The sequence below is a fragment of the Herpetosiphonaceae bacterium genome (genome assembly GCA_036374795.1).
Taxonomy (GTDB): domain Bacteria; phylum Chloroflexota; class Chloroflexia; order Chloroflexales; family Kallotenuaceae; genus LB3-1.
The window spans coordinates 12296-37424 of the sequence record DASUTC010000264.1; the positions used below are offsets into that span (position 1 = coordinate 12296).

Consider the following 25129-nt stretch of genomic DNA (forward strand, 5'->3'; position numbering starts at 1 on the left):
GCATTCACCCAGCGCCTTATTAAGAACGGCTTAGGAGCTGATGAAACGTTCAATTCTCCTCGTGCCTGCGCTGATCGCTCTGATCATCGGCATGGCTGTGCCGCCCGCTACCGCCCAACAGTCTCGGCCCAATCCGCCGCACGATGCTCGTCCGGCGCTGGATCGGATCAAGCGCGAGCGCGGCCCGATCGATGTCCAGCTCGATCCTGAGACGAGCGCGCCCGCCTACCTCCACGGCGCGCTCGTCGCCGATGCCGGACGCGATCCGCTGGCGGCGACGCGGGCGTTCTTCGCGCGCTACGGCGATGCCTGGGGCGTTAGCCAGCCTGAGCAGACGTTGCGGCTGCTCGCCCGCGACGCCGACCGCCTGGGCTACCTCAGCCTGCGCTTCGAGCAGCAGGTCGCGGGCTATCCCGTGCTCGATACCGATCTGCGCGTTCACATCAGCCGCGAGGGCGTGCTCGAAACAATCAACGGGCGCTTGCAGCCCAATGTGCAGCTTCTGGCGCTGCGGCCACAGATCAGCCGCGCGGCGGCGGTAGCGCGTACCCAGCAGCTTGTCGGCGGCACGCTCCAGGGCGAGCCACGGCTGGGCCTCGCGCGGATCGATGGGGCGGATCATCTGGCCTGGGAGATCTGGCGGCTCGACACCCAGCGACCGGCGCGCTGGCGCTTGCGGCTGGATGCGCTCGATGGCGCGCTGCTGGAGCAGATCGATGTGCTGGCCTTTGCCCGCGACCGGCGCACGTACGATGCCGGGCAGATGACGTTCTTGCCCGGCGAGCTGGCGCGCAGTGAGAACACGCCGCCGGTAGCCGATGAGGTGGTCAACGCCGCGCACGATCATGCCAAAACGGTGTACGACTACTTCTACGCCATGTTTGGCCGCGATAGCATCGACGGCGCGGGCATGCCGATCACCTCGACGGTTCACTTTGCCGAGGGCTACAATAACGCCTTCTGGGACGGTACGCAGATCGTCTATGGCGACGGCGATGCGGCGATGTTCGCGCCGCTGGCGCACTCGCTCGACGTGGTGGCGCACGAGCTGGCACATGGCGTCACCGAGCGCACCGCGCGGCTCTACTACAGCCAGCAGCCGGGCGCGCTCAATGAGTCGTTCTCCGATATTTTCGGCATCTTGATCGATCCGGCCAACTGGGAGATCGGCGAGACGGTCTACACGCCTGAGATTCCCGGCGATGCCCTGCGCTCCGCCGCCGACCCGACGCGCTACGGCGATCCGAGCCTGTGGGGCGAGTACCTGTATGCGTCGGCCAGTAACGACAGCGGCGCGATCCACTCCAACAGCGGGGTCTTGAACCATATCGCCTACGAGATCGCGACGACGATCGGACGAGCCAAGACCGCGCAGGTTTTTTATCGCACGCTGGCGCAAAAGCTGACCGCCAACTCCGATTTTCTGGTCACGCGCACGATGACGATCCAGGCGTGTATCGAGCTGATCGGCACGGCGGGCATCACGCCCCGCGACTGTGAAGATGTGCGCATGGCGTTCATTCGATCGGGCGTTGGTCTATCCAGCGCCGTCACGCCGCCCGCAGACGCGCCGCACAAGGTAATCTTCCCGCTGGTGCTGCAAGGCAACTCCGGCCTTGCGTCGCGCCTACCGCTGCCGGAGCTGCCGCGCTGCGGCACGGAGCTGGTGCGCAACGGCACCTTCGAGGCCGGACACAGCGCGTGGCCCACAGACGCGCCGAATCCTGCCGTCGTCGCCGGAAACTCGATGGGCGAGGGCAGCCGCAGCGGGCGGCTCACGATCGGCTATCAACTGCTGCAATGGGTGCGCCTGCCACCGGGCGCGCAGACGGCGACCTTCCGCTTCCATCTTTATCGCGCCGGGCCGAACGCGCCAGCCGAGCAAGAAACCTTCTACGTGCTCACCGAAACCTCGGATGGCGAAACCCGCGACGAGCTGGTCACGCTCACGGGTGGCGATCCGGTCAACGAGTGGCTCAGCTTCACCGAGACGCTCGACGTGCGGAACGTGCGCGACCTGCGGCTGGTCTTCCAGAACCGCTACGGCTTCCAGCATATCGATAACGTCAGCCTGATCGCGGAGTGTGGCTAGGAGCGGCATCTCAAGATTCATCCGCTCCTCCGGCCTATCTTACCTACCCGGAGCCATCCCATGCGCGTACTTTCCCTGATACTGCTTGTGCTGGCGGGGCTTGTCCTCACGGCCTGCGGTGATACTCGTCCGGCCCTGACGTTCTCGCCCGACGCGCTGCCAGCGGCCCGTGTCGGTCAGCCCTACACCGCGACGATCACCGTCTCCGGCAACGTGACGCCGGTCGGCGGCGCTGGTGTCGAACCCGGATCGCTCCCTCCTGGCCTGGTGCTCCAGCACCGCAACGAGGATGATCAGATTGAGATCACCGGCACGCCTGAGGCATCCGGAACGTTCACCTTCACGATCGATGTCTGGTGCTATGGCACCAACCAATCCGGGCAGACGGGCGAGCGATCGTACACGCTGGTGGTGGAGTAATCGACACATCCTCGACCGCTTAAACCATCAGGGCACGCGCGATGCGTGCCCTGATCGTCTCACCGCGCCATCCAATCCTACACCGTCGTGACAGACTTGCCCTTGGCAAGCTGGCGCAGCACGTACTGGAGAATCCCGCCGTGCTCGTAGTAGGCCAGCTCCCCCGCCGAGTCGATGCGCGCGCGGACCTGGAAGCTAATATCCACGCCGTCCTCGCTCTGCGCGCGCACCGTGAGCGTCTGGCCGGGCGTCATCATCTCGATGCCATCGATCATATAGGTTTCGGTGCCGGTCAGCCCCAGCTCCTCCCAGCCGTCGCCCTCCTGAAATTCGAGCGGCAGCACGCCCATGCCGATCAGATTGGAGCGGTGGATACGCTCGAAGCTCTCGGCGATCACCGCGCGCACGCCCAGCAGGAACGTGCCCTTGGCGGCCCAGTCGCGCGATGAGCCGGTGCCGTACTCCTTGCCCGCCATCACGATCAGCGGCGTTTGATCCTGCGCGTAGCGCATCGCCGCCTCGTAGATCGACATCTGCTCGCCCGTGGGCAGATAGATCGTCACGCCGCCCTCGGTGCCGGGCGCAAGCTGGTTGCGCAGGCGAATATTGGCGAAGGTGCCCCGCAGCATTACCTCGTGGTTGCCGCGCCGCGCGCCGTAGGAGTTGAAATCGCGCGGCTCGACGCCATGCTCGATCAGGTAGTGACCTGCCGGACTATCCTTCGGGATGCTGCCCGCCGGTGAGATATGATCGGTGGTAACGCTATCGCCGAGCAGCGCCAGCACGCGCGCACCCTGGATCGAGCGCAGCGGCGGCACCTCAAGCGTCATGCCCTCGAAGTAGGGCGGATTCTGGATGTACGTCGAGCTTTCGTCCCAGGCGTAGATGTCGCCGCTAGGAATGCGAATCTTGTTCCACTGCTCGTTGCCGGTATAGACCTGGCCGTACTGCTCGCGGAAAAGATCGGCGCTGAGCGCCGATCTGAGCGCCTCCTGAATCTCCTCCTCGGTCGGCCAGATGTCGGACAGAAAGACCGGCTGCCCGCTCTTGTCGATGCCGAGCGGCTCCTGATCGAGGTCGATGTCGACCGAGCCGGCCAGCGCGAACGCGACGACCAGCGGCGGCGAGGCCAGGTAGTTGGCGCGTACCACCGGGTTGATGCGACCCTCGAAGTTGCGGTTGCCGCTCAGCACTGCCGCGACGACCAGATCGCTCTCTTTGACGGCGCTGGCGATCTCATCCTGCACGGGGCCGCTGTTGCCGATACAGGTGGTGCAGCCGTAGCCGACGACGTTAAAGCGCAGTTGCTCCAGGTAGGGCAGCAGCCCGGCCTTCTTCAGATACTCCGTCACTACCCGCGAGCCGGGCGCGAGGCTGGTCTTGACGAAGGACGGAACCTCCAGACCACGCTCGACCGCGTTCTTCGCCAGCAGGCCCGCGCCGACCATCACCGATGGATTGGAGGTGTTGGTGCAGGAGGTGATCGCGGCGATCACCACCGAGCCGTGAGTCAGATGCACCTCGCTGCCGTCGCCGCCGACGTTGACCTGATAGCCTTTGTACAGGTTTTCGCGGTGCGGCTGTCGCGGCGCGGAATCGTCGATCTCAAGCGTGTTGCCGCTCTCGCCGGTCCAGCGAATATAGCCACGGCCCGGCAGCTCGTCGGTCTTGATCTCGCGGTTGAAGGTCGTTTTCATCGCCTGCCAGAACGAGTGCTTGAGATCGTCCAGCACCACGCGATCCTGCGGGCGTCGTGGACCGGCCACGCTCGGCTCGACCGAGGCGAGATCCAGCTCCAGCAGCTTGGTGTACGTCGGCTCCGGCGTATCTTCCGTGTGGAACAGGCCCTGCTCCTTGCAGTAGGCTTCGACCAGCTGGATCAGCTCCTCGGAGCGGCCCGTCACGCGCAGATAGCGCAGCGTCTCGTCGTCCACGGGGAAGAAGCCGCAGGTCGCGCCGTACTCCGGCGACATATTGGCGATCGTGGCGCGATCAGCCAGGCTCAGCTTGCTCAGGCCAGGGCCGGTGTACTCCACGAACTTACCGACGACGCCCTCGCGGCGCAGCATCTCCGTCACCGCCAGCACGAGGTCGGTTGCGGTCGCGCCGGGTCGCAGCGAGCCTGTGAGTCGCACGCCGACGACCGCGGGCGTGAGCATCGCCAGGGGCTGACCAAGCAGCACCGCCTCGGCCTCGATCCCGCCGACGCCCCAGCCGAGCACGCCCAGGCCGTTGATCATCGTCGTGTGGCTATCGGTGCCGACCAGCGTGTCGGGCATGGCGATCGTCGCGCCGTCGACCTCTTTGGTCTGCACCACCGTCGCCAGAAATTCGAGGTTCACCTGATGGCAGATGCCGGTCGCGGGCGGCACGACGGTGAAGTTATCGAACGCCTGCTGGCCCCAGCGCAGGAACTCGTAGCGCTCGCGGTTGCGCTGGAACTCCAGATCCGCGTTGATCTTCAGCGCCTCGTTCGAGCCGAAGACATCGACCATCACCGAGTGGTCGATCACCAGATCCGCGCGCGACAGCGGGTTGATCTTCGAGGGATCGCCGCCGAGCTTTTGCATCGCGTCGCGCATCGCGCCAAGATCGACCACCGCAGGCACGCCCGTGAAGTCCTGCAACAGCACCCGCGCGGGCTTGAACTGGACCTCACGCTGCCCGGCGCTCTCCGGCGACCACCGCGCCAGCGCAAGCACATCTTCCGCCGTGGTAAAGCCGTCGCCGACGTTACGCAGCAGCGACTCAAGCACAATGCGGATCGAGAAAGGGAGCTGTGCGAGATCGACTTCGGCCTCTTCCGCGATTCGTTGCAGCCGGTAGACTGTGTACTGGCGTCCACCAACATCCAGCGTCGAGCGAGCGCCGAACGGATCAAAGGGATTGCCGTTCATAGGATAGAACCTTTCTATTGCTACATAGCGTGTTTTCAGCACGCAATGGGCCAGAAGCTGCTCCTATTATAGCCGCTGCTCGAATTATTGAAAATAGATACTATTATCAATTTCTATAGATACTATCTATAGATCGATGCAGGAATGCGAGCTTCGCCGCGCCGGGACCGTGCTATGATCGCCGAGGAAGATGCTGCACTGATCGTGCCGACGCTCGCCGGAAACGCGCCAGGGCGATCCCATGCATGGATGGGATCGCCCTGAGCTGTGCTGTGGATGCTGAATTCCTGGTCCGAGGCTATCGCACCCGATCTGCGATCGTCACCAGGCGGTACTTCTTGGTAACATTGCCCTGGACGATCACATTCTCTCCGATGCACGACACCAGCGTCACCTGCTCTTTGCCGGTCGGCAGGATATAGCTGACCTGATCGGGTGTCACCTGGACGGCGCGGGTCACTCTGTAGTACGCCTTCTGGCCCTTGGCGGTCGTCAGAATAATCTCCGCGCCCGGCTTCAGCTCCTTGACCCGCGCGAAGGGTGCCGGGATATTCGGACGGTTCTTGAAGCGCAGCACATGGCCCCAGAAGACGACATTATCGCCCTGGCCCGGCATCGCGCTCAGGTTATACCAGCCGACATCGTGCTTGGGAACGATCGGAATGCGATTTTTGTCGAGGCCCACCGAGACGGGCTTATAGTCCAGCTTGATCGCCGGAATCACAATCCGCACTGGCTGTGCGGGACTGACCGCGGCGATCGACTGATCGATCGGCTGTGCCTGCGCCGACGTATCTTCCATCTGCGGTGTATCGTTGGTATCGGCGGCCACAGCGGGCGGCGGCGCGGCGGCCTCCTGGGGCGGCGCGGGCGGCGGAGGCGGCGCAGCAGTTGGCGCGACTGTCGGCACCGCAGTAGGAACGGCGGTGGGCTGTGATGTTGCGGTTGGCGGTATCGTCGTCGCCGTCGGCGCTTGCGTGGCCGTGGCGGGAGCAGGTGTGATATTAGCGCTGGAAACGGCTTGCGGGCGCTGCGCGGCACTGCCGCAGCCTGCCAGCAGCACGCCGACGAAAAGAAGCGTAGAGCAGAATGTTCGTGTTCGCATTCGTGAGCTTTCCTTGTAGTCGAGAGACGCGCTGCATTGTACCATGCGCCTCTGCCGACAATCCGGCGGCCTGTGTCCCCCATTATGGCTACTTTCTAAAGTACTATACGTCGCAGCCATCTCTTTTAGATCGCATCACAGCGACAGCCAATGCATGCTATTCTGCAAATTGGAGCAGGCATGGTAAGATCAGCATATCATTCACTGCCTACATCGTGGAGGTGATGTGATGGCGACGACAATTACATTGCCGGATACTCTGGAGTTTCAATTACGGCAGCAGGCGCAGGTCCAACATCGCTCAGTTGAAGACATTGCGCTTGATATCTTGCGCGACGCCCTCGACATAGCAGCGCCCTCCCCGACCACCGATGATATTGTTGCGAGGATCAAAGCGACACCACCCAATCCGCAGAATATTCGACCGGCGCGCGGCTCGCTTGCCGATGCGCTGCGAGATGAGCCGGGCAATCCTGATTTTGACCTTGACCAGTGGGAGCGGGATTGGGCGGAAGTCGAAGCAGAGATGCGGGCCATGACCCGCACAGATAATCTCGCTGAAGGGTGGGAATAGCATTCTATGCCAGCTTATTTACTCGATACCAACCATGCCTCACCGCTTGTAACACCGGGGCATCCCTTACGGGGACGAGTACTACAGCAATTGGATGTAGGTGACACCTTTGCTATCTGCGTGCCAGCTCTCGTAGAAACACTGTTTGGTATCGGCATCTTGCCTCGTGCGACACAACACCGCTCAGAATGGGCGCGGCTGCAACCTGTGTTGCCATGTTATCTCACCGATGAAGCGGATGCGATGCTGGCAGCAGACTTACAGATTTCGCTCCGACGTCAAGGGCGGCAACTGGCAACCGTGGATGCATTGATTGCCGTCATTGCGCTGCGCTATAATCTCATTTTGTTGACAACGGATCGTGACTTTCAATCCGTTCCCAACCTTCAGCAGGCAAATTGGTTACGCTAAGCATAGACCTCGCATGATACAACGTCGGGACGCCGCCTATGTCGGGGTTTTTTCGTGCCCCGGACTACGCCCATTTTGGATTATGCCTACTATACGTAGAAAACACTCCCCGAAGATGCACTTGCTATAATAGACTGTAGGAGGGTTTCTCAATGACTCAAGCAGTGTCATCTATCGCCATGCCAAACGCGACGACCTACCGGGCGACGCTCGAAAGCGTTGTCCGCTTCGATAACAGCGCGCGTGGTCGGCTGCGGCTCACCGACCGCGACCGCGCGCAGTTGCTCCAGCGACTAACAACTAACGACATCGTCGGGCTGACGCCGGGCGAGGGCGCGCGCAGCGTGCTGATCAACAGCCACGCGCGCATCCTGGATCTGCTCACGGTCTACGCGCTGCCGGAGCATCTGCTCGTGACCTGTAATCCGGGCCAGGGCGGCGCGCTGATGCGCTTTTTGCAGAGCCGCGTCTTCTTCCAGGATAAGGTCGGCATCGAAGATCTTTCAAGCACGACGATCCAGATCGATCTGTACGGTCCCCAGGTGGCGGCGCTGCTCGCGCAGGCCACGTCGGTCGATCCGCAGGAGTGGCCGCTGCACCACATCCAGGCCGCCGCGATCGGCACCGCCCAGGTCTGGCTCGCGCGCACGCTGCCGATCGGCGGCGCTGGCTTCAGCGTCTTTGCTCAGCGCGCCGACGCCGAGGAGGTGCAGCAGGCCATCGCGGCTGCCGAGCCGCTCGACGAAAATACCTACGATGTGCTGCGGATCGAGCAGGGCTATCCCGCGCCCAGACACGAGCTATCGACCGAGTACATTCCGCTGGAGACGGGCCTTACGGATGCCGTCAGCTTTACCAAAGGCTGCTACGTCGGCCAGGAGATCATCGCCCGCATGGAAAGCCGCAACCGGCTGGCGAAGCGGCTGATGGGCCTGCGTCTGGATCAGATCGTCGCGCCGGGCAGCGGGCTGCACCACGAGGACAAGGAAGTCGGCACCGTGACTAGCGCCGCGCACTCGCCGCGCTACGGCTCGATCGGCCTGGCCTACATTCGCGCTGCCGCCGCCGTGCCGGGAACGCGGCTACGAACGGCGGACGGCAACAGCGCCGAGGTGATCGAGCTGCCGCTCGCGCAGTGATACCGACAGACATCACGGATCGTCGGAGCGGCGGGCGCTGCTCCGATTTTTGTGCCCTGCATCCTTGGGCGCGGCTCATGCTATACTCGCCCACTGTTGATACAGGAGGTGCCCATGAGCGTATGGCAGCAAGCGCTCTTCCAAATTCAGTGCAGCGACGGCCAGACGATCGCGCAGTGCCTCAGCACACTCTCGGTCGGCTGGCGCGAGTCGGTCCTCAAAAATATTCCCAACCTGATCCAGGCGCTGATCGTCGTGGCGGTTGCGCTCTTCGTCGACGATCGCGCGCAGCGCGCGGTGGAGCACGTCGTCGGGCTGCGCAACGAGCACCGTGAGCTGGCGCGGCTGCTGGGACGCATGGCGCGGATCGGCGTGCTGCTGCTGGCGGCGCTCTACGTGCTGTCGGTGTTCAAGCAAACCCAGCTCGTCACCAGCTTCATCGCCAGCCTGGGCATTGCCGGTCTGGTCATCGCCTTTGCGCTTCAGGACATTACCAAAAACTTTGCGGCGGGCGTCCTGCTGCTGATCCTACGGCCCTTCCGGCTGGACGATCGGATCAAAGTCAAAGATTTCGAGGGCGTTGTCACGGATGTCTCGCTGCGCGCCACCACGCTGCGCACCAACGACGGCGAGCAGGTGCTGGTGCCCAATGCCGACGTGTACAGCAGCCCGATCGTCAACCTGACGCGCTATGCGCGCCGTCGCTTTCATGTAGCGATCAGCGTGCCCGCGACCCTGCCGATCGAGCCGGTGCGCCAGCAGTTAGAGGCGGCGCTGCGCGAGATTCCAGGGCTGGAGCAGGAGCCGCCGCCGCAGGTCGTCGTATCTGCGCTGTCCGCCGATGCGGTCACGCTCGACGCGCAGTACTGGCTGCCCGCGCAGGCTCCCGACGCGGCGCACAAACAGTCGCAGGTGATCGAGCAGCTCAACGCGTTGGCACAGACGCTGAAAGCACAGGCCATCCAGCAGGCAGACACCGCATCGTAGCGCGTCGGGCGAACGGCACCCTGAGTGCGGACTCTGATGATCGTTGAGATGAGATGTTAAGGCTTCTCGAACGGGGCTTCACGAGCGAGGTAATAAGTCATGCTGTGGAGCAACGACACGGGATCGATGTGCCGCACCCACACGCCTTCGGGCACCTGCACAATCACCGGCGCGTAGTTCAGGATCGCTTCGACGCCAGCCTTGACCAGCAGATCGACCACATCCTGCGCCTGCTCCGCCGAAACCGCGACAATCGCCATCCGCACGTTCTGCTCGCGCACCACGGTTGGGATCGTATTGACGTGATGGATCGTCAGCCCCACAAGCTCAGAGCCGATCTTTCTGGGATCGGTATCGAACAGCCCGACGATATGAATACCTTTTTCGCTGAAACCACTGTACCGAGCAATCGCCTGGCCCAGATGCCCGACGCCGACCAGCACCACGTTCCAATCCTGGCTAAGCCCAAGGATGCGATTAATATGCTCCAGCAGATCATCGACTTTGTAGCCGATGCCCTGCTTGCCGAGCTGACCGAAGTAGGAGAGATCCTTACGGATCTGTGCCGCGGTCACATTGATACGCGCGCCAAGCTCTTGCGAAGAAACCGACTTCACTCCTTCTTGTTGTAGGTAGGCGAGCGTACGGGCGTAGAGCGGCAAACGCCGGACCACGACGTCCGGGGGCATAGACTGCTTATCCACCCTGTATCTCCATTTTCTCGTGGATGTTTGTGAAATCATCACAAAGTATAGGGCAAGCCCGAAAGAGTTGTCAACTTATTTCACAAATGGGATTGCCCAAAGCTCAGCGCGTCTGCTATAATCCCCGCCGATCCAATCTCAGGAGGATAAACGCATGATTCGTGGCGCACAACGCGCACGTTGGCTTGGAATCATTCTGCTCGCGCTGCTACTCACAGCCTGTAGCGCACCTGCCGGGCTGATTAATACCCCCCCGACCGTCTATGATCTGGTCCAGCGACCGCAGGAGTTTGCCGGAAAAGATGTCACGGCACAGGGCTTTTACCTGTGGAAGCCGGGCGATCCCGCCACCTCGGTGCTGCTGCCGGGCGTGAGCACCGCCGATCGCAGCACGCAGGACGCGCAGCCGATCTATGCGAGCGTCCAGTGCGGCAGCACCGGCGAGTGCCAGCCCTCGACCACTGCCGTCGGCGAGCCAAGCACCGGCGCGATCTGGCTGGAGAACTTTCCCGCCGCCGTGACCGCCGATCTGCATCGTCCCGGCGACTCGGTCTGGGGCGTGGTGGAAGTGACCGGCTTGTTCGAGGCAAACGGCGGCTACGGCCCCGGCGGCGCGTACAAATACCGGCTCCAGGTCAAAGAGGCCAGATCGCTGCAAGAGATCGAGCGTGTCGTCGCCGAGGTCAAAGACGAGCCGCTTGGCGAGGGCAGGGTTTCGATCTTCGCGCTATCCGCCGATCCGGCCACGTACAGCGGCCAGCGCGTGACCTCGCGCGGCTACTACTTCTGGAGCCCGGCCACACAGGGCATGTTCGTGCAAAAAGTGGAGAGCGAAAAGACGCCGGATGGCAGCGCTGGTGGGGCTCCGATGCCGGGCGGTATCACCATGGGCCTGGACGGCTTCCCGCCTGAGAAGTCGGGGCAGCTCAACATCGGGCCGAACAACACCTTTGTCTGGGGTCTTGTCGAGGTGACGGGCACGTTCCAGACCGGCGACTTCGGGCCGGATGGCCGCTACAAGCAGCAGATCAAGGTTGAAAGCGTCGAAGTGCTAGAGCAGCCCAAGCAGTAAGGCTCAATCAGCCAGCCGATCCGGCGCGAAATGGCAAAAGACATCTTTTGCCATGTTGCATCGGCACACGATCAGAATCAGGAGTAGCGCGTGTACTTCTTTATCGAGCCGATGCGTGAAACCGACGTACCGCGCGTTCAGGAGATCGAGCGCCAGAGCTTCACCACTCCCTGGTCGGCAGCAACCTACCTCCGCGAACTGCGCTCGCCCGAGCACTCGCGCTACATCGTCGCGCGCGGCAGCCGTACACGTCCGCCCGACGATCACACTCCGCCGCCGGAGCCGCGCCGCAGCTGGCTTGCCAACCTGCTGCCCGCGCGCTTCAGCACCCCGGCCACGCCGAGCCCGTATCCGGTGGTCGGCTATGGCGGCATCTGGCTGACCGTGGATGAGGCGCATATCACCACGATCGCATCCGCCCCTGAGGTACGCGGCCAGGGCGTCGGCGAGCTGGTGCTCAACGGCCTGATCGATCTTGGGATCGAGCTGGGCGCGAACTTTATGACGCTTGAGGTCCGCGTGTCGAACACCGTCGCGCAGAACTTATACCTGAAATATGGTTTCGAGGCGCGCGGCACGCGGCGGCGCTACTACACCGATAACAACGAAGACGCGCTGGTGATGTGGACCAACGAGATCACCACGCCTGAGTATCAGGCCCGGCTCAGACAACTGCGCACGGTCCTTGCCGAGCGACTCAAGCGCCAGTCCGAGCAAGATCCCTAGCGGAGAACCAAGAACTACGACGCCGGGTGCCCATGCCCAAAGGGCACCCGGTCTGGCACCCGCCCGGCACCCGGAACGCAGACCTGGGGAGTTGAAACTCGAAACTTGAAACTTGGAACTCGATTACAGCCCAAGCAATCCGCGCATGCCCTCAAGCTCGTGCTTGACCTCCCGCTGCATCAGCTCGACGATCGCGTGCTGCGGCGATCTCCCCCCGAACAGGATCGCATGCAACTGGTCGGCAATCGGCAGCTCGACCTGATACTGCGCCGCCAGCTCACGGGCTGTCTGGACTGTCGTCACGCCTTCGGCGATGCCGCCAAGCTGCGCCCGCGCGGTTTCGAGAGTCAGGCCACGCGCCAGCGCCTCGCCCATGCGCCGGTTCCGGCTGTAGGGACTGGCGCAGGTTGCGACCAGATCGCCCAGACCGGCCAGACCCGCGAAGGTCAGCGGATTCGCGCCGAGCATAATGCCCAGGCGCGCGATCTCGGACAGGCCGCGCGTCATAAACGCCGCCTTAGCGTTATCACCGGCATTCAGCCCGTCGGCGATGCCCGCGCCAAGCGCGATGATATTCTTAAGCGCGCCCGCCAGCTCGATCCCGACCACATCGTCGCCGGTGTACACGCGGAAATGTGAGGTCGTCAGCAAGCGCTGGGCCGTCTCCGCCATCGTCTGATCCGGCGTCGCCACGACCGTCGTCGCGGGCTTGCTCTCAAGAATCTCGCGCGCGATATTTGGCCCTGAGAGCGCGCCGATCTGCGCCGGATCGAGCGGCAGCACCTCCGCCAGCACCTCACTCATCCGCTTGAGCGAGCCCTGCTCAAAGCCTTTCGCGCAGCTCAGCACAACCGCGTCCGATGGCACGTACGGCTTGAGCGTCTCGGCATTCGCGCGCATCGTCTGCGAGGGCACGACCAGCAGTACCAGACGGCAGCCGCGCATCGCTACTGCGGGATCGCTCTCGATCGCCAGCGAGAGCGGAAAGGGCACGCCCGGAGCAAAGCGCTCGTGCTGCCCGGCGGCGCGCAAGCGCCCTGCCTCCTCCTGCGTGCGCGCAAGCAGCGTCGTGCGCCGCCCGGCGCGAGCCAGAGAAATCGCGAGAGTCGTACCCCAGCTTCCGGTGCCGACGACGGTAATCGAGTGAGATGAGATATCCACAGCGGGCCTCCTATCACACGAGCGGATCAACATCACGAGCCAAACACCACAGCGCGGGAGCAGCTGCTCCCGCGCCTTATCGCACGCTCTGGCAATGTCGTCTCAGACGTTAGTTCGGGCGTCGGCTATTCAAACGACGCATGACCAGGAAGATCACCATGCCCGCGCTAAAGCTGGCACCAGTGGTCAGCGCATCGGTCACGCTGATAGCGCCTTGAAAGACCGGGCCGCCGAGGGCCACAGCCATCCACGCAAACCACAAGGGAATGACCAGCAGGCGCCGCGTTCGCGGGCTGATTCGTGAGTGAACGATCCGGTAGCATGTCGCCAGCCAACCTGCAAGTGCAAAAAACATAGCCTGCATCAAGGCGTAGTTTGAATCCATGATCACCTCTGTCAATGGTAGCTACGGGGCTGTGGGTATTCTACCATCAATCCTGGCCGATGCAATTCCTCCGAAGCAGACGCTAGTCTTGTTTCAGCTTGAGCGGTGTGTCGAGACGGCCCGGTACCTGTCCTGGCGCGCGACCGCCGCGAGCCGCTCCATGAGCGTCGGATCGTCGATGACGGGCGAGCCGTGCCCGAAACCGGCGCTGCGCAGGCGTAGCCCGGCCAGCAGCGCTACCGAGGACCGCGCCAGCGACATCTGCGATGTGAAGATCCAGGGCGAGCGGCGCAGGCCCATGATATTGACGACCGCGTCGCCGACGAGTAGAAACTCGCGTTCGGGATGATAGAAGCTGATGTGATCCGGCGTATGGCCCGGCGTGCTGACCACGCGCCAGCCTGGCATGTGCGGAATAGCCGCGCCCGAATGCAAAAGATGCTGCACCGCAACCGGCGGGGGCGGCATCAGCGTGGTAGCGATAATCTGCGGCAGGGCTTGTAATCCGGGCGGATGCGGCAGCGGCGCGCGGCCCTCGATCGCCGCCGACTCCCCCGGCGAGGCGCAGATCGGCGCGCCCGTGGCCTGCTGCAAGGCAAGCGCGCTGCCGATGTGATCGCTGTGAGCATGAGTGATCACGATCGCGCGCACCTGCTGCGCGGTGAAGCCAGCGTGGTGCAGCATGTCGATAATCGCGTTGGCACTGCCGGGGATACCCGTATCGACTACGACCGCGCCGCCGTTTGTCGCGACGATATAGACATTCGACGCGCGCAGCTTATCTACCAGCCAGATCCCATCGGCGATTTGCATGGTGTACCTCATAAATACGAGAGCTACGCGCTTTGTCAACCAATGGCTGCCAGCCAGCCGCAGCAGGGTACGATTCTGCCCAGGGCGCGTGCATTGAAGGGCGCAACTCCAGTTAAATACGCATGTCCTTGCCGAAACGACAAGGACAGCAAATCGTATGCAGCTAACCCGATCATCGCGCGATTAGCGGCGGCGACGGGGCGTGTTGGCCGGGACGGGAACCGGCACCAGCTCAGGCGTGCCGCCGCCCAACACCCGCTCCAGCCAGGCGGCGATTCTATCGAGAATACGCGCAAATACATGCAACATGCGATCATCCTTCCAGAGAAATCAGACACCTACTCATTATACGCAGCCTGGCCGAAATTGGTTTTGATAAAGCTTTGACAGGCCGTGCGCTACAGCCTATAATTCCTTCGTTTCAAGCTTAAGCACCGCTCACCAGAAAATCGATAACCTTTGTCCACAGCGCGGTCTGGCTTAATACATACAAACCCCAACCAATCCCTTTGTTTGAGGAGGCAAGCACACCTGTGCGGCGACGAGAAATTAACATGTTGCTCTTGATCCTGGTGATCACGGGCCTCGCACTCTGGATCGATTTTACACCACGTGTCAGCGAAGAAGACAAACGTGCCTTGTGGCCTACACAAGGACTGGCCTGGCGCGACGTTCACACCCGGCTTGGACTCGATCTGCGCGGCGGTACGCAGGTATTGCTCCGCTCCCGCGATTCCAACATCGACGCGGAGAGCCTCGAAGTCGCGCGCGGCGTGATCGAAAGCCGTGTCAACGGCCTGGGCGTGAGCGAGGCGACGGTGCAAACATCCGGCAGCGACCGCATCATCGTCGAGCTGCCCGACGTCGATCAGCCGGAGACGGCGCTCCAGACGATCCGCTCGACCGGTAAGCTCGAGCTGATCGATCCGCAGGGGCAGTACCTCCCCCAGGGCCAGCTTGTGCGTACCACCGGCAGCCCCACCCCGTCGATCGCGAGCACCAACAGCCTCACCAGCACCGATACCGTCTCTGCGACCCAGGATGTCACGGCGACTCAAGAGCTGGCTCAGGCCATGAGCGGGCCGCTGTTCGAGGTCGTCGCCGACGGCAACGAACTGAAGACCACCTCGGTCCAGCCCGGCGTGGACCAGACCGGCAAGCCGGTGGTCAGCTTCGAGTTCGAGGGCGACTCGGCGACGCGCCTGCAAACCTTTACTGCGCAAAATATCGGCAAGCCGCTGACGATCGTGCTGGATAACCGCGTCCAGTCGAGCGCGACGATTCAGGACGTGCTCCCCGGCAGCGGGCAGATCTCGTCCAACACCACGCAAGACCGCGACGCGATCTATAACGTGCTGCGCTACGGCTCGCTGCCGGTCGGCTTCGATGTCGAAACCAGCCGCACCGTGACCGCGACGCTGGGCGAAGCCTCGATCAACGCCTCGTTTATCGCCGGTATCGTCGGACTGTTAGCGGTCGCGCTGTTCATGATCATCTACTACCGGCTGCCCGGCCTGCTGTCGGTGATCGCGCTGCTGATCTACACGGCGATCTCGTTCGCGCTCTACCGCTTCATCCCGATCACGCTGACGCTGGCCGGTATCGCCGGTTTCATCCTGTCGATCGGTCTGGCGGTTGACGGCAACGTGCTGATCTTTGCCCGCCTGAAAGAAGAGCTGCGGCGGGGCAGATCGCTGAACGCGGCGGTCGAAGAAGGCTTTATCCATGCCTGGCCGTCGATCCGCGACTCGAACATCTCGACGTTCATCACGACGATGATTCTGTACTGGTTCGGCTCTAGCTTCGGCGTCAGCATCATCAAAGGCTTTGCTCTGACGCTGGGCCTTGGTATCGCCGTCAGCCTCTTCACGGCGGTCGTGATTACGCGCACCTTCTTGCGTCTGCTGGTCGAGTCTGGGGCGTTCCGCAGGCGCTGGTGGTACGCCGTCGAAGAGCCGTCACAGCAGAGCGCAGCCCGCGCTGCCGAGGCGCTCTAACACTAACGATGCGGTACGGCTGCGGGATCGAGAGCCACAGCCGTACACAGTTCATTTTGTCTGTTTGAGGAAACACGATGCTTAATCTTGTCGGTAAACGGTATGTGTGGTTCGCGATCTCGCTGCTGGCAATTATTCCGGGGCTGATCTTCCTGGTCATGCCCGGCGGTGGTCTGAGGCCCAGCATTGATTTCGCGGGCGGGACGCTGTGGGAATTTTCGATCCCCAATCGCACCACAGCGGTCGGGACGAACGAAGTCCAGACGATCTTTCACGAGCAGGGCGTCGAGGCTATCGCGCAGGTGAGCCCGCCCAACGCGCTGCAACAAGAGGTCGTCACGGTGCGCTCGCCCGAAGTCAAGGCGGAAGACCCCAAGAAGCAGCAAGTCACCGATGCGATGACCAAGGCCTTTCCGGGCGCGGAGCTTACCCGCTTCGAGACGGTGGGCGCGACGGTCAGCCGCGAGTCGACCCAGCAGGCGGTGATCGCGGTGATGGCGGCATCGCTGGCAATCCTGGGCTACCTGACGTTTGCGTTCCGCCACGCGCCCAACCCGCTCCGCTACGGCGTGTGCGCGATCCTCGCGATGCTGCACGACGTGCTGCTGGTGCTTGGTATGGCCTCGATCCTGGGCTATTTCATCGGCCTGGAAGTCGACGCGCTCTTCCTGACGGCGCTGCTGACGGTGATCTCGTTCTCGGTCCACGATACCATCGTCGTGTTCGACCGGGTGCGCGAAAACCTGAGGTACCGCCGCACGGGCCAGCCCTTTGAAGAGGTGGTCAACGTCTCGATCGTCCAGACGCTCAGCCGCTCGATCAACACCCAGCTTACGGTTATGCTGACGCTGCTGGCGCTGCTGCTCTTCGGCGGCCAGACGATCCAGCACTTCGTGCTGATCCTGCTGATCGGTCTGCTGTCGGGAACGTACTCCTCGATCTTCAACGCCGCACAATTGCTGGTGGTCTGGGAGAACGGCTGGGGCAACGATTGGCGGCGCGCCTTCGGACACGATCAGCGGCCCAATCAGGTGGCGGCCTAGCCTCGACACAACTGCGCTTGTTCGAGCCACCCCGTGAAGCATCGCGCGTGTTTCCGGCGGTGGCTTCGACGTTTCAAGGAGGAAGCATGGAGGACGCACTGCCCTGGCACAGGCCGATCGAGCGGCCTGAGGAGCCGGAAGCGCAGCCGCAGACGAGCGCGACCACACGATTCGGCGGCGACGGCGACGACGCGCCCGTTCTGGTCGCGGTCGTCAGCGGGCCGGTCGAGATCGAGATGGCGAACGATGCGCTTCAGAGCGCGGGCATTCCGGCCTACGTCAAGCGCAACAGCCTGGGGCCGCTCTACGGGCTGTCGATCGGCTCGTTCGGCAGCGCCGAGATCTGGGTGCCGCCCGCGCTGGCCGAGCAAGCCTACAACGAGCTGGTCGGCATCGGCGTGGTCCAACCGGGAGACGAGTGAACGAGGGAACAAACGAAAGAACAAAGAACAACAGAACAAAGAACAGAGAACAACGGGAAGAACCAAGAACCAAGGAGGAACTTGAAACTTGAAACTTGAAACTTGGAACTTGGAACTCCCAGCCCGATGGCTACGACGACATCAGCAGCGGCAGCGGCTCCACCCGCTCTGCCGCATCGTTCCAGAGCATCAACCGGGCCTGCACCTGGCCCTGCGCTGGATCGCGTGTGATCTGCACGAATGAGAAACGTTCGCGCGTGCTCACCAGATCGAACGCATGCGGCACGAGCGGCGTCCAGGTGCCCGTGTTCAGATAGCGCGGGCCGTCGTCGGAATCGATCAGCGGATATTGCTCGGCGGTATGGGTATGCCCGAAGACGTAGGCGGGCACGGCGGCGTTGATCCGGCTGAGCTGCTCATGAATGCGGAGCGCGGCTGCGAAGAGGTAGGTGCCCGGCTGCGTCGCTGGACGGAGCAGGCGCCGCTCGCGCCAGAGCAAGCCGCCGATGCCGCCCATCAGCATTAAGAACGAGCGCATGCCGGGGCGCACCTTCTTGGTCGCGCGGTAGATCGCCGCTACCGCCGCCAGCGCAGGTATGCCCGGAATCATCGGACGCACCACCAGCGCCTCAACCTGCCGCAGGTGGTTCGACATCGCCGGAATCGCCGCCATCCGGTCGATCTCGACCAGCGTCTCCACCGGCAGGCCAATCGTCGCGGCATACGGCGCGACAACCGCGCGGCGGTAGGCTTCGCGCCGCGCCTGCTGCTCCGCCTCGCTGAGCTTACTGGCACTGCGCAACACTTTCACAAAGAATTGCAGATGGTAGCCCAGCGAGGCCAGCGCAACGATCGGATGGGTGCGTATCGCCCAGCTCAGGTAGCGCGTCGCGGGCTTGACGTTATCCGCGAAAGGATCGAGACGCTCCAGGTGATTGAACAGGTATAGCACGAAGAACGAGCCAAGCGGCATCTCGATCAGCGCCGGATTGGACGGCAGCATCGGCTGCAACAGCGTCGCGAACGAGTTATAGATGTCGTACTGCTGCCCGTGCTCGGCGTAGAGCACGCCCGGCACGTAGAAGATCCAGGGATGAACGGTAATCTGGGCGGCAGCGTCATCTGCCCGCGCGTGCTGCGCGATCAACTGCTTGAAGCGCGCCTGCACATCGGGCCAGATGAACTCGATGTCATGGTTGCCGATGACCAGATCGACGACATGACCGGCGTCGATGAAGCGAGCCAGCGAGGCAAAGATTCGCACATGACCCCGCGCGATCTCCTCCAGCTTTGAAACCGTGTCGGCGCTTGAGGTAATGTTGTCGTGGTTTCTGGGCCGCTCCACCTGCAAGAAATCTACGAAATCGCCCAGGATCACCAGCCGCCAGCCGCGCTGCTCCCTCTGCGCCTGCGCGATCAGCTTGTCGATGAAGCGCTCGAACGCGGCATCGTAGAAAAAATCCTCGTTTCGGCTGAAGGTGCCGGTCCGCTGATTATAGCCGGACGACATATGAAAGTCGCTCACAATTACGATGTCGCGACCATCGTCTGCGGGCATGGCTACGCTCCCTTCGTGCGTCTTGTCGGTGGGCGATCGTACCATAGGCGCTGGTTATCGGGCAACCGATGAATCATGATCAGGTGTGCGGCTCGCGCAGCTCGTGCATACATAGCAGAATGCCGCCGCGCACGCCGATGCTGGCCTCTGTGCTGACCAGGACATTGCTGACGCCGCGAGCGGGGCCGAGAAACAGCGCCTCGTCGCGCAGCGGGTAGTACAGCCCCTCGGTGACGATGCCCACGACCTGCTCGGTCATCGGCAGCAGCGAGACGGTTTCGCCGGGCGTGCCGGAGATCCGCGCCGAGTGGCGGATCGCGAAGACCTCCCAGCGCTCGTGCAGCATACGCACGTCGGCCTGAGCGAGCGCAGGATGCGTCAGCAGTTGCAGGTTCGCCAGGTGTTGGTCGGGCCGTCCGCCGAGCGCCGCCAGCACATAGATGCAGCGCGCGCCGCGTCCAATCGCTTGCAGCAGCGCCAGCTCCAGGTCGGTTTCGTTTTTGTGGATCGAGTGACGCTGCACCTCGACGCCCGCCTGCACCAGGATCTCAAGCTGCTCAGGCGTGAGCGAGTCGAAATCTCCGACCGCGATGTGCGGCAGCATGTCGAGCGCCAGCAGATAGCGCGCGCCGCCGTCCGCCGTGATCAGCAGATCGGCGCGCTGCAACAGCGCGCGGAACGGCAGCAGGTCGTGCGTCGGCGCATCGGCGATGACGATGGCGCTGGAGTGGTTATGCTCATCCATACGAAAGAACAAGGGCCGTCAGGCCGGGGGTGTGGGGGTGCCCCCCACAATCTTTCTTCCCTGCCATGTACGGTGAACAAAAGAACAAAAGAACAAAGGAACAAGGGAAACCAAGACGCCCAGAGGGCACCCGGAACCAAGAACTAAGAACCAACTCAGAACTCAGAACTCGGAACTCAGAACTTGAAACTTGAAACTTGAAACTTGAAACTCGAACCGCCTAGTGCAAAATCCGCGACAGAAAGAGCTTCGTGCGCTCGTGCTGCGGGTTGCCGAAGACCTGATCGGGCTCGCCCTGCTCGACGATCTTGCCCTGGTCCATGAAGACCACGCGATGCGCCGCGTTACGCGCAAAGCCCATCTCGTGCGACACGACTACCATCGTCATGCCTTCTTTGGCGAGATCGAGCATCACGTCGAGCACCTCCTTGATCATCTCAGGATCGAGCGCCGATGTCGGCTCGTCGAAGAGCATGATCTTGGGCTGCATCGCCAGGGCGCGCGCAATCGCCACGCGCTGCTGCTGGCCGCCCGAAAGCTGCGCGGGAAAGCTACTGGCCTTCTCAGGAATACCGACCTTGTCGAGCAGATCCATCGACACCTTCTCGCTATCCTTGCGCGAGCGCTTGCGGACGTGCTGCTGTGCCAGGCAGACGTTGTCGAGCACCGTTAGATGCGGGAACAGCTCGAAGCGCTGAAAGACCATCCCGACCTCGGCGCGCACCGCGTTGATGTTGCCGCGCCGGTCGTTGACCTCGATGCCGTCCACGACCACCCGGCCCGTGTCGGGCACCTCAAGGTGATTGATGCAGCGCAGCAGCGTGGACTTGCCGGACCCCGACGGCCCGATGATCATCATCACCTCGCCGCGATCGACGTTAATGCTTACGTCGTCCAGCGCCTGAAGCTTGCCGAAGCGCTTGGAGACGTTCTCGATCTGGATCATGTTACCGTTTGCCACCACTTGTCCTCCGTTCGATCAAGCGCACGCCCAGCGAGAGCAGCAGCGTGAGGATCAGATACAAAACGGCTACCGCATTCAGCGTGCGGAACTGGTCGAATGTGCGCGCCGCCTCGATCCGCCCAAGCTGCGTCAGCTCGTTGACCGCAATCGCCGAAACCAGCGACGAGTCTTTGAGCATTGCGATAAAATCGTTGCCGAGCGGCGGCAGCACGCGCCGGATCGCCTGGGGCAGGATGATATGGCGCATCGCCTGGGTATAGCTCATGCCGAGCGAGCGCGCCGCCTCCATCTGGCCCCGCTCAATCGACTCGATGCCCGCGCGATAGACCTCCGCCAGATACGCGCCGTAGCCGATCGAGAGCGCGACGATGCCGGAGATCACCGGGCGGCGGTTGAAGCCCATCGTCGAGGCGACGTTGACCTGGGTGTAGATGATGATCACCAGCAGCGGAATGCCCCGGATCACCTCGACGTAGATCGTGGAGAGCGTGTACACAATCTGGTTGCGGGCTACACGTCCCAATCCGGCGATCAGGCCGATCACCAGCGCAATCGCGTACGATACCACCGATAAGAGGATCGTCAGGCCCACGCCGCGCAACAAGTAGGTGAGCGACTGGACGTAGCGCTGCTCTTGCAGCATCGAAAAGAGCACGATCGCCATCGCCAGGACGACGATCACCAGCCACCAGGGCGTACGATCCACCAGGCCCAACGGCAAAATGCCGCGACGTCCCGGCTGCGTTCTGCTGCCCGCACCAGCCATGCGCATTCTCCTGCGGTTGTCGGCGAGGGATTGGTTTCCCCCGCCGCGCACCGGCATCGCTACTTGATGCCGAGGACCGACATCGCTACTTGATATTGTACTTTTGCTTCAACTGGTCGATTGTGCCGTTCTCCTTAAGCTGTGCGAGCGCCGCGTTGATCGCGTTAAGCAGCTCGGTATCGCCCTGCTGCACGGCGATGCCGTAGCTCTCGGTGGTGAAGGCCTCGCCGACGATCTTCAGCTTGTCTTTGTACTGCTCCTGCGAGATGTAGTTGGCGACGGTCGGGTTGTCCGCGACGACCGCGTCGATCGTGTTATTCGCCAGCTCGGCAAAGGCCAGATCGATCGTCGGGTAGCGCTTCAGGTTGTTGTCGGCGACCTTGGCCTCGGTGCCGGCTGCCTCCTCGCCGGTGGTGCCCGTCTGCACGCCGACGAGCGCGCCGCTCCCCAGATCTGCCGCGCCGTTGATCTTGGTGTCGTCCGCGCGCACGACCACCACCTGCCCGACCTCGATGTACGGCTCCGAGAAGGCGACGATCTTCTTGCGCTCGTCGGTGATCGTCGCCGACGAGACAACCGCGTCGAACTGCTTGCTCTGGAGCGCTGTGAAGATCGTGTCGAAGGCGGCGTTCTGGAACTCCGGCTTGATGTTGATCAGCTTGCCGATCTCGTTCATCAGGTCCACGTCGAAGCCGACGATCTGGTTGCTGTTGCGATCGACCGACTCCATCGGCGGATAGGTCGCGTCGGTGCCGATCACCACTTTGCGACCGCCGAGATCGGGCAGCGCGCCGCCCGCCGCTCCGCTTCCCTCGACAGCGGTGGAGCTGACCGGAGCGCTGGCAGCCGGAGATCCCTGAGTCCCGGTCGTGTCGGAGCCGGTGCCCTGCTGACCGCAGGCCGCCAGCAGTGCCATCAGCAGACCCAGCAGTGCCGTAAACGAAATCCGTTTCATCTGTCTTCCTCCTTGTTGAGGTCTGAGGAAAGCCATTATAAAGCAAGATGCGATCGATCCGCTACAGCGACGAAGCGCCGTCTCACAGCGGCAGAGGCGGTGATCATCGAGCGCTCAGTCTTGCGTAGGAGCACGACGTGCCCGGCGTGTCGCGGCAAACACAAGAGGCAACCCCTGTGGGTCGCCTCTCTCGTCGAGCAATCTGATACCTTCTTTTGAAGGCGCGGTCTGGATCGAGCCGGGACTACTCCTGCTCCAGGCTCAGCACCGCCATGAACGCCTCCTGCGGGATCTCGACGTTCCCGACCATCTTCATGCGCTTCTTGCCCTCTTTCTGCTTCTCCAGCAGCTTCTTCTTGCGCGTGATGTCGCCGCCGTAGCACTTGCTGAGCACGTCTTTGCGCATCGCTCTGACTGTCTCGCGGGCGATGATCTTCGCGCCGACCGCCGCCTGGATCGGCACCTCGAACATCTGGCGCGGGATCAGGCTGCGCAGCTTTTCGACCAGCTTGCGGCCCTGCGGCTGCGCAAACTCGCGGTGAATAACCATCGAGAGCGCGTCCACCGGCACGCCGTTGACCAGCACATCCATCTTGACCAGATCGGCTGGCTGGTAGCCCGCCAGTGTGTAGTCCAGCGAGGCGTAGCCCTGCGTGCGCGACTTGAGCTGATCGTAGAAGTCGATCACGATCTCCGAGAGCGGAATGCGATACTTGATCAGCACCCGCGTCTCTTCGAGATACTCCATCGACTCGAAGGTGCCGCGGCGGGTCGTCACCAGCTCCATCACCTGGCCGATGTAGCGCGTCGGCACGATCACGCTGATCTGCATCACCGGCTCCTCGATCTCCTCGATCTTGGACGGCTCCGGCATGTCCGATGGATTGTCCACCACCAGGATCTCGCCGCTGGTCGTCAGCACCTGGTACTCCACCGACGGCGCGGTGATCAGCAGGTTGAGGTTGTACTCGCGCTCCAGCCGCTCGCGCACGATCTCCATGTGCAGCAGCCCCAGGAAGCCCGCGCGGAAGCCGAAGCCCAGCGCCGCGCTCGTCTCCGGCTGATACGACAGCGCCGCGTCGTTCAGCTTGAGCTTTTCGAGCGCGTCGCGCAGATCGGCGTAGTCGTTCGACTCGACCGGGTAGATTCCGGCGAAGACCATCGGCTTGGCCGGACGGTAGCCCGGCAGAGGCTCCGCCGCCGCTTTGCCGGGCAGCGTGACGGTATCGCCCACCTGCACATCGCCAACGTCCTTGAGCCCCGTCGCGATATAGCCGACCTCGCCGGCGTGCAGCACGTCGACCGGCATCATCTGTGGGCGGAACACGCCCAGCTCCAGCGCATCAACCTTGACGCCGGTGCCCATGAAGAGCACCTGCTGTCCGGCGCGAATCTCGCCCTCCATCACGCGGACATAGGCGATCACGCCCTTGTAGGAGTTGTAGTGCGAGTCGAAGATCAGCGCCTGGAGCGGCTTGCTATCGTCGCCGGTCGGCGGCGGGATGCGCTGCACGATCGCTTCGAGGATCGCGGGGACGCCCGTGCCCTCCTTGGCCGAAACCAGCAGCAGCTCGTCGCCCTGCATGCCGATCACCCGCTCGATCTCGTCCGCAACGACCTCAGGCTGCGCGCCCGGCAGATCGATCTTGTTGATCACCGGGATGATCGTCAGCTCGTGCTCCATCGCCATGTAGACGTTCGCCAGCGTCTGAGCCTCGATGCCCTGCGCGGCATCGACGACCAGCAGCGCGCCCTCGCACGCCGCCAGCGCGCGGCTGACCTCGTAGGAGAAGTCGACGTGGCCGGGACAGTCGATCAGGTTCAGCTCGTACTCCTGGCCGTCGTGCGCAAGGTAGCTCAGACGTACCGCTTTGGCCTTGATCGTGATGCCCTTCTCGCGCTCCAGGTCCATGCTATCGAGCGCCTGCTCACGCCGCTCGCGCTCCGAGATCGCGCCCGTCAGCTCCAGCAGCCGGTCGGAGAGCGTGGTTTTGCCGTGGTCAATATGGGCGATAATGCTAAAATTGCGTACGTTCTTTGTCATTGTGTGCGTTTTCGGTCTTGGTACTCAAGCGAGTACAAAAATATGGCGAACGATGATCGCCACACAGCATTGCGATGCAGATTTAACGACGCTCGTAGTATACCATGAAGCGGCGTACGCAGGGCGCACGGGTTGCGCTCATCTGGGGC

The 25129-nt window shown here is 62.8% G+C and carries 24 protein-coding genes; 11 read left to right on the forward strand and 13 right to left on the reverse strand.

Features of this window, described 5'->3' with window-relative positions:
* The first annotated feature begins 40 nt into the window (after positions 1-40).
* Complete coding sequence (locus tag VFZ66_19605; GenBank protein HEX6291399.1) at positions 41-2092, forward strand: M4 family metallopeptidase; 2052 nt, start codon at positions 41-43, stop codon at positions 2090-2092.
* Positions 2093-2152: 60 nt separating this feature from the next.
* Entirely contained in the window at positions 2153-2512 is a 360-nt protein-coding gene (locus tag VFZ66_19610) for an Ig domain-containing protein (protein HEX6291400.1), read from the forward strand.
* Between the two features lie 77 nt (positions 2513-2589).
* On the opposite strand, the gene acnA is transcribed toward VFZ66_19610, so the two are convergent.
* Positions 2590-5409, reverse strand: a complete 2820-nt coding sequence (gene acnA / locus VFZ66_19615; protein ID HEX6291401.1) for an aconitate hydratase AcnA — start codon at positions 5407-5409, stop codon at positions 2590-2592.
* Positions 5410-5707: 298 nt separating this feature from the next.
* Entirely contained in the window at positions 5708-6514 is an 807-nt protein-coding gene (locus VFZ66_19620) for a class F sortase (protein ID HEX6291402.1), read from the reverse strand.
* 229 nt (positions 6515-6743) lie between these two features.
* On the opposite strand from VFZ66_19620, the gene VFZ66_19625 reads away from it, so the two are divergent.
* From VFZ66_19625 to VFZ66_19640, 4 genes are all read left to right on the forward strand, one after another.
* Positions 6744-7088: a hypothetical protein gene (locus VFZ66_19625; protein HEX6291403.1), complete on the forward strand. Its 345-nt coding sequence runs from the start codon at positions 6744-6746 to the stop codon at positions 7086-7088.
* A 6-nt stretch (positions 7089-7094) separates the two neighbouring features.
* Positions 7095-7499, forward strand: coding sequence for a type II toxin-antitoxin system VapC family toxin (locus VFZ66_19630; protein HEX6291404.1), 405 nt, complete (start codon positions 7095-7097; stop codon positions 7497-7499).
* A gap of 152 nt (positions 7500-7651) precedes the next feature.
* A complete protein-coding gene (locus tag VFZ66_19635) occupies positions 7652-8638 on the forward strand; it encodes a glycine cleavage T C-terminal barrel domain-containing protein (GenBank protein HEX6291405.1) in 987 nt (328 codons plus the stop codon).
* Between the two features lie 114 nt (positions 8639-8752).
* The gene (locus tag VFZ66_19640) at positions 8753-9625 is read left to right on the forward strand and encodes a mechanosensitive ion channel family protein (protein ID HEX6291406.1); all 873 of its coding nucleotides are present in this window, start codon (positions 8753-8755) and stop codon (positions 9623-9625) included.
* A gap of 56 nt (positions 9626-9681) precedes the next feature.
* On the opposite strand, the gene VFZ66_19645 is transcribed toward VFZ66_19640, so the two are convergent.
* Complete coding sequence (locus VFZ66_19645) at positions 9682-10368, reverse strand: redox-sensing transcriptional repressor Rex (GenBank protein HEX6291407.1); 687 nt, start codon at positions 10366-10368, stop codon at positions 9682-9684.
* Positions 10369-10483: 115 nt separating this feature from the next.
* Here VFZ66_19645 and VFZ66_19650 point away from each other — a divergent pair, with 115 nt between their 5' ends.
* Positions 10484-11401: a hypothetical protein gene (locus tag VFZ66_19650; protein HEX6291408.1), complete on the forward strand. Its 918-nt coding sequence runs from the start codon at positions 10484-10486 to the stop codon at positions 11399-11401.
* Positions 11402-11491: 90 nt separating this feature from the next.
* Positions 11492-12127 (forward strand): ribosomal protein S18-alanine N-acetyltransferase, encoded by a 636-nt coding sequence (gene rimI / locus VFZ66_19655; protein ID HEX6291409.1) that lies wholly within the window; start codon positions 11492-11494, stop codon positions 12125-12127.
* A 123-nt stretch (positions 12128-12250) separates the two neighbouring features.
* On the opposite strand, the gene VFZ66_19660 is transcribed toward rimI, so the two are convergent.
* The 4 genes from VFZ66_19660 to VFZ66_19675 form a co-directional block, all read right to left on the reverse strand.
* The gene (locus tag VFZ66_19660) at positions 12251-13288 is read right to left on the reverse strand and encodes an NAD(P)H-dependent glycerol-3-phosphate dehydrogenase (protein ID HEX6291410.1); all 1038 of its coding nucleotides are present in this window, start codon (positions 13286-13288) and stop codon (positions 12251-12253) included.
* Between the two features lie 109 nt (positions 13289-13397).
* Complete coding sequence (locus VFZ66_19665; GenBank protein ID HEX6291411.1) at positions 13398-13673, reverse strand: hypothetical protein; 276 nt, start codon at positions 13671-13673, stop codon at positions 13398-13400.
* Between the two features lie 93 nt (positions 13674-13766).
* On the reverse strand, positions 13767-14486 hold the full coding sequence (locus tag VFZ66_19670; protein ID HEX6291412.1) for an MBL fold metallo-hydrolase: 720 nt from the start codon (positions 14484-14486) through the stop codon (positions 13767-13769).
* Positions 14487-14669: 183 nt separating this feature from the next.
* The gene (locus VFZ66_19675; GenBank protein HEX6291413.1) at positions 14670-14795 is read right to left on the reverse strand and encodes a hypothetical protein; all 126 of its coding nucleotides are present in this window, start codon (positions 14793-14795) and stop codon (positions 14670-14672) included.
* A 245-nt stretch (positions 14796-15040) separates the two neighbouring features.
* Here VFZ66_19675 and secD point away from each other — a divergent pair, with 245 nt between their 5' ends.
* The 3 genes from secD to VFZ66_19690 all read left to right on the forward strand — a co-directional run bounded on the left by secD (position 15041) and on the right by VFZ66_19690 (position 17948).
* Positions 15041-16483 carry a protein translocase subunit SecD gene (gene secD / locus VFZ66_19680; GenBank protein ID HEX6291414.1) on the forward strand — a complete coding sequence of 481 codons (1443 nt, stop codon included), beginning with the start codon at positions 15041-15043 and terminating at the stop codon, positions 16481-16483.
* Positions 16484-16560: 77 nt separating this feature from the next.
* Positions 16561-17526 carry a protein translocase subunit SecF gene (gene secF / locus VFZ66_19685; protein ID HEX6291415.1) on the forward strand — a complete coding sequence of 322 codons (966 nt, stop codon included), beginning with the start codon at positions 16561-16563 and terminating at the stop codon, positions 17524-17526.
* Between the two features lie 86 nt (positions 17527-17612).
* Positions 17613-17948: a DUF2007 domain-containing protein gene (locus tag VFZ66_19690; protein HEX6291416.1), complete on the forward strand. Its 336-nt coding sequence runs from the start codon at positions 17613-17615 to the stop codon at positions 17946-17948.
* Between the two features lie 130 nt (positions 17949-18078).
* On the opposite strand, the gene VFZ66_19695 is transcribed toward VFZ66_19690, so the two are convergent.
* The 6 genes from VFZ66_19695 to lepA form a co-directional block, all read right to left on the reverse strand.
* Positions 18079-19506 (reverse strand): hypothetical protein, encoded by a 1428-nt coding sequence (locus tag VFZ66_19695; GenBank protein ID HEX6291417.1) that lies wholly within the window; start codon positions 19504-19506, stop codon positions 18079-18081.
* A 79-nt stretch (positions 19507-19585) separates the two neighbouring features.
* On the reverse strand, positions 19586-20251 hold the full coding sequence (locus VFZ66_19700; protein ID HEX6291418.1) for a thiamine diphosphokinase: 666 nt from the start codon (positions 20249-20251) through the stop codon (positions 19586-19588).
* Positions 20252-20471: 220 nt separating this feature from the next.
* Positions 20472-21212: an amino acid ABC transporter ATP-binding protein gene (locus VFZ66_19705; GenBank protein ID HEX6291419.1), complete on the reverse strand. Its 741-nt coding sequence runs from the start codon at positions 21210-21212 to the stop codon at positions 20472-20474.
* Positions 21199-21981 (reverse strand): amino acid ABC transporter permease, encoded by a 783-nt coding sequence (locus VFZ66_19710; protein HEX6291420.1) that lies wholly within the window; start codon positions 21979-21981, stop codon positions 21199-21201. Before VFZ66_19710 ends, VFZ66_19705 begins: the two co-directional genes overlap by 14 nt.
* An 85-nt stretch (positions 21982-22066) precedes the next feature.
* Positions 22067-22936, reverse strand: a complete 870-nt coding sequence (locus VFZ66_19715; protein ID HEX6291421.1) for a basic amino acid ABC transporter substrate-binding protein — start codon at positions 22934-22936, stop codon at positions 22067-22069.
* Between the two features lie 244 nt (positions 22937-23180).
* Positions 23181-24980 (reverse strand): translation elongation factor 4, encoded by a 1800-nt coding sequence (lepA, locus tag VFZ66_19720; protein ID HEX6291422.1) that lies wholly within the window; start codon positions 24978-24980, stop codon positions 23181-23183.
* Positions 24981-25129: the final 149 nt, after the last annotated feature.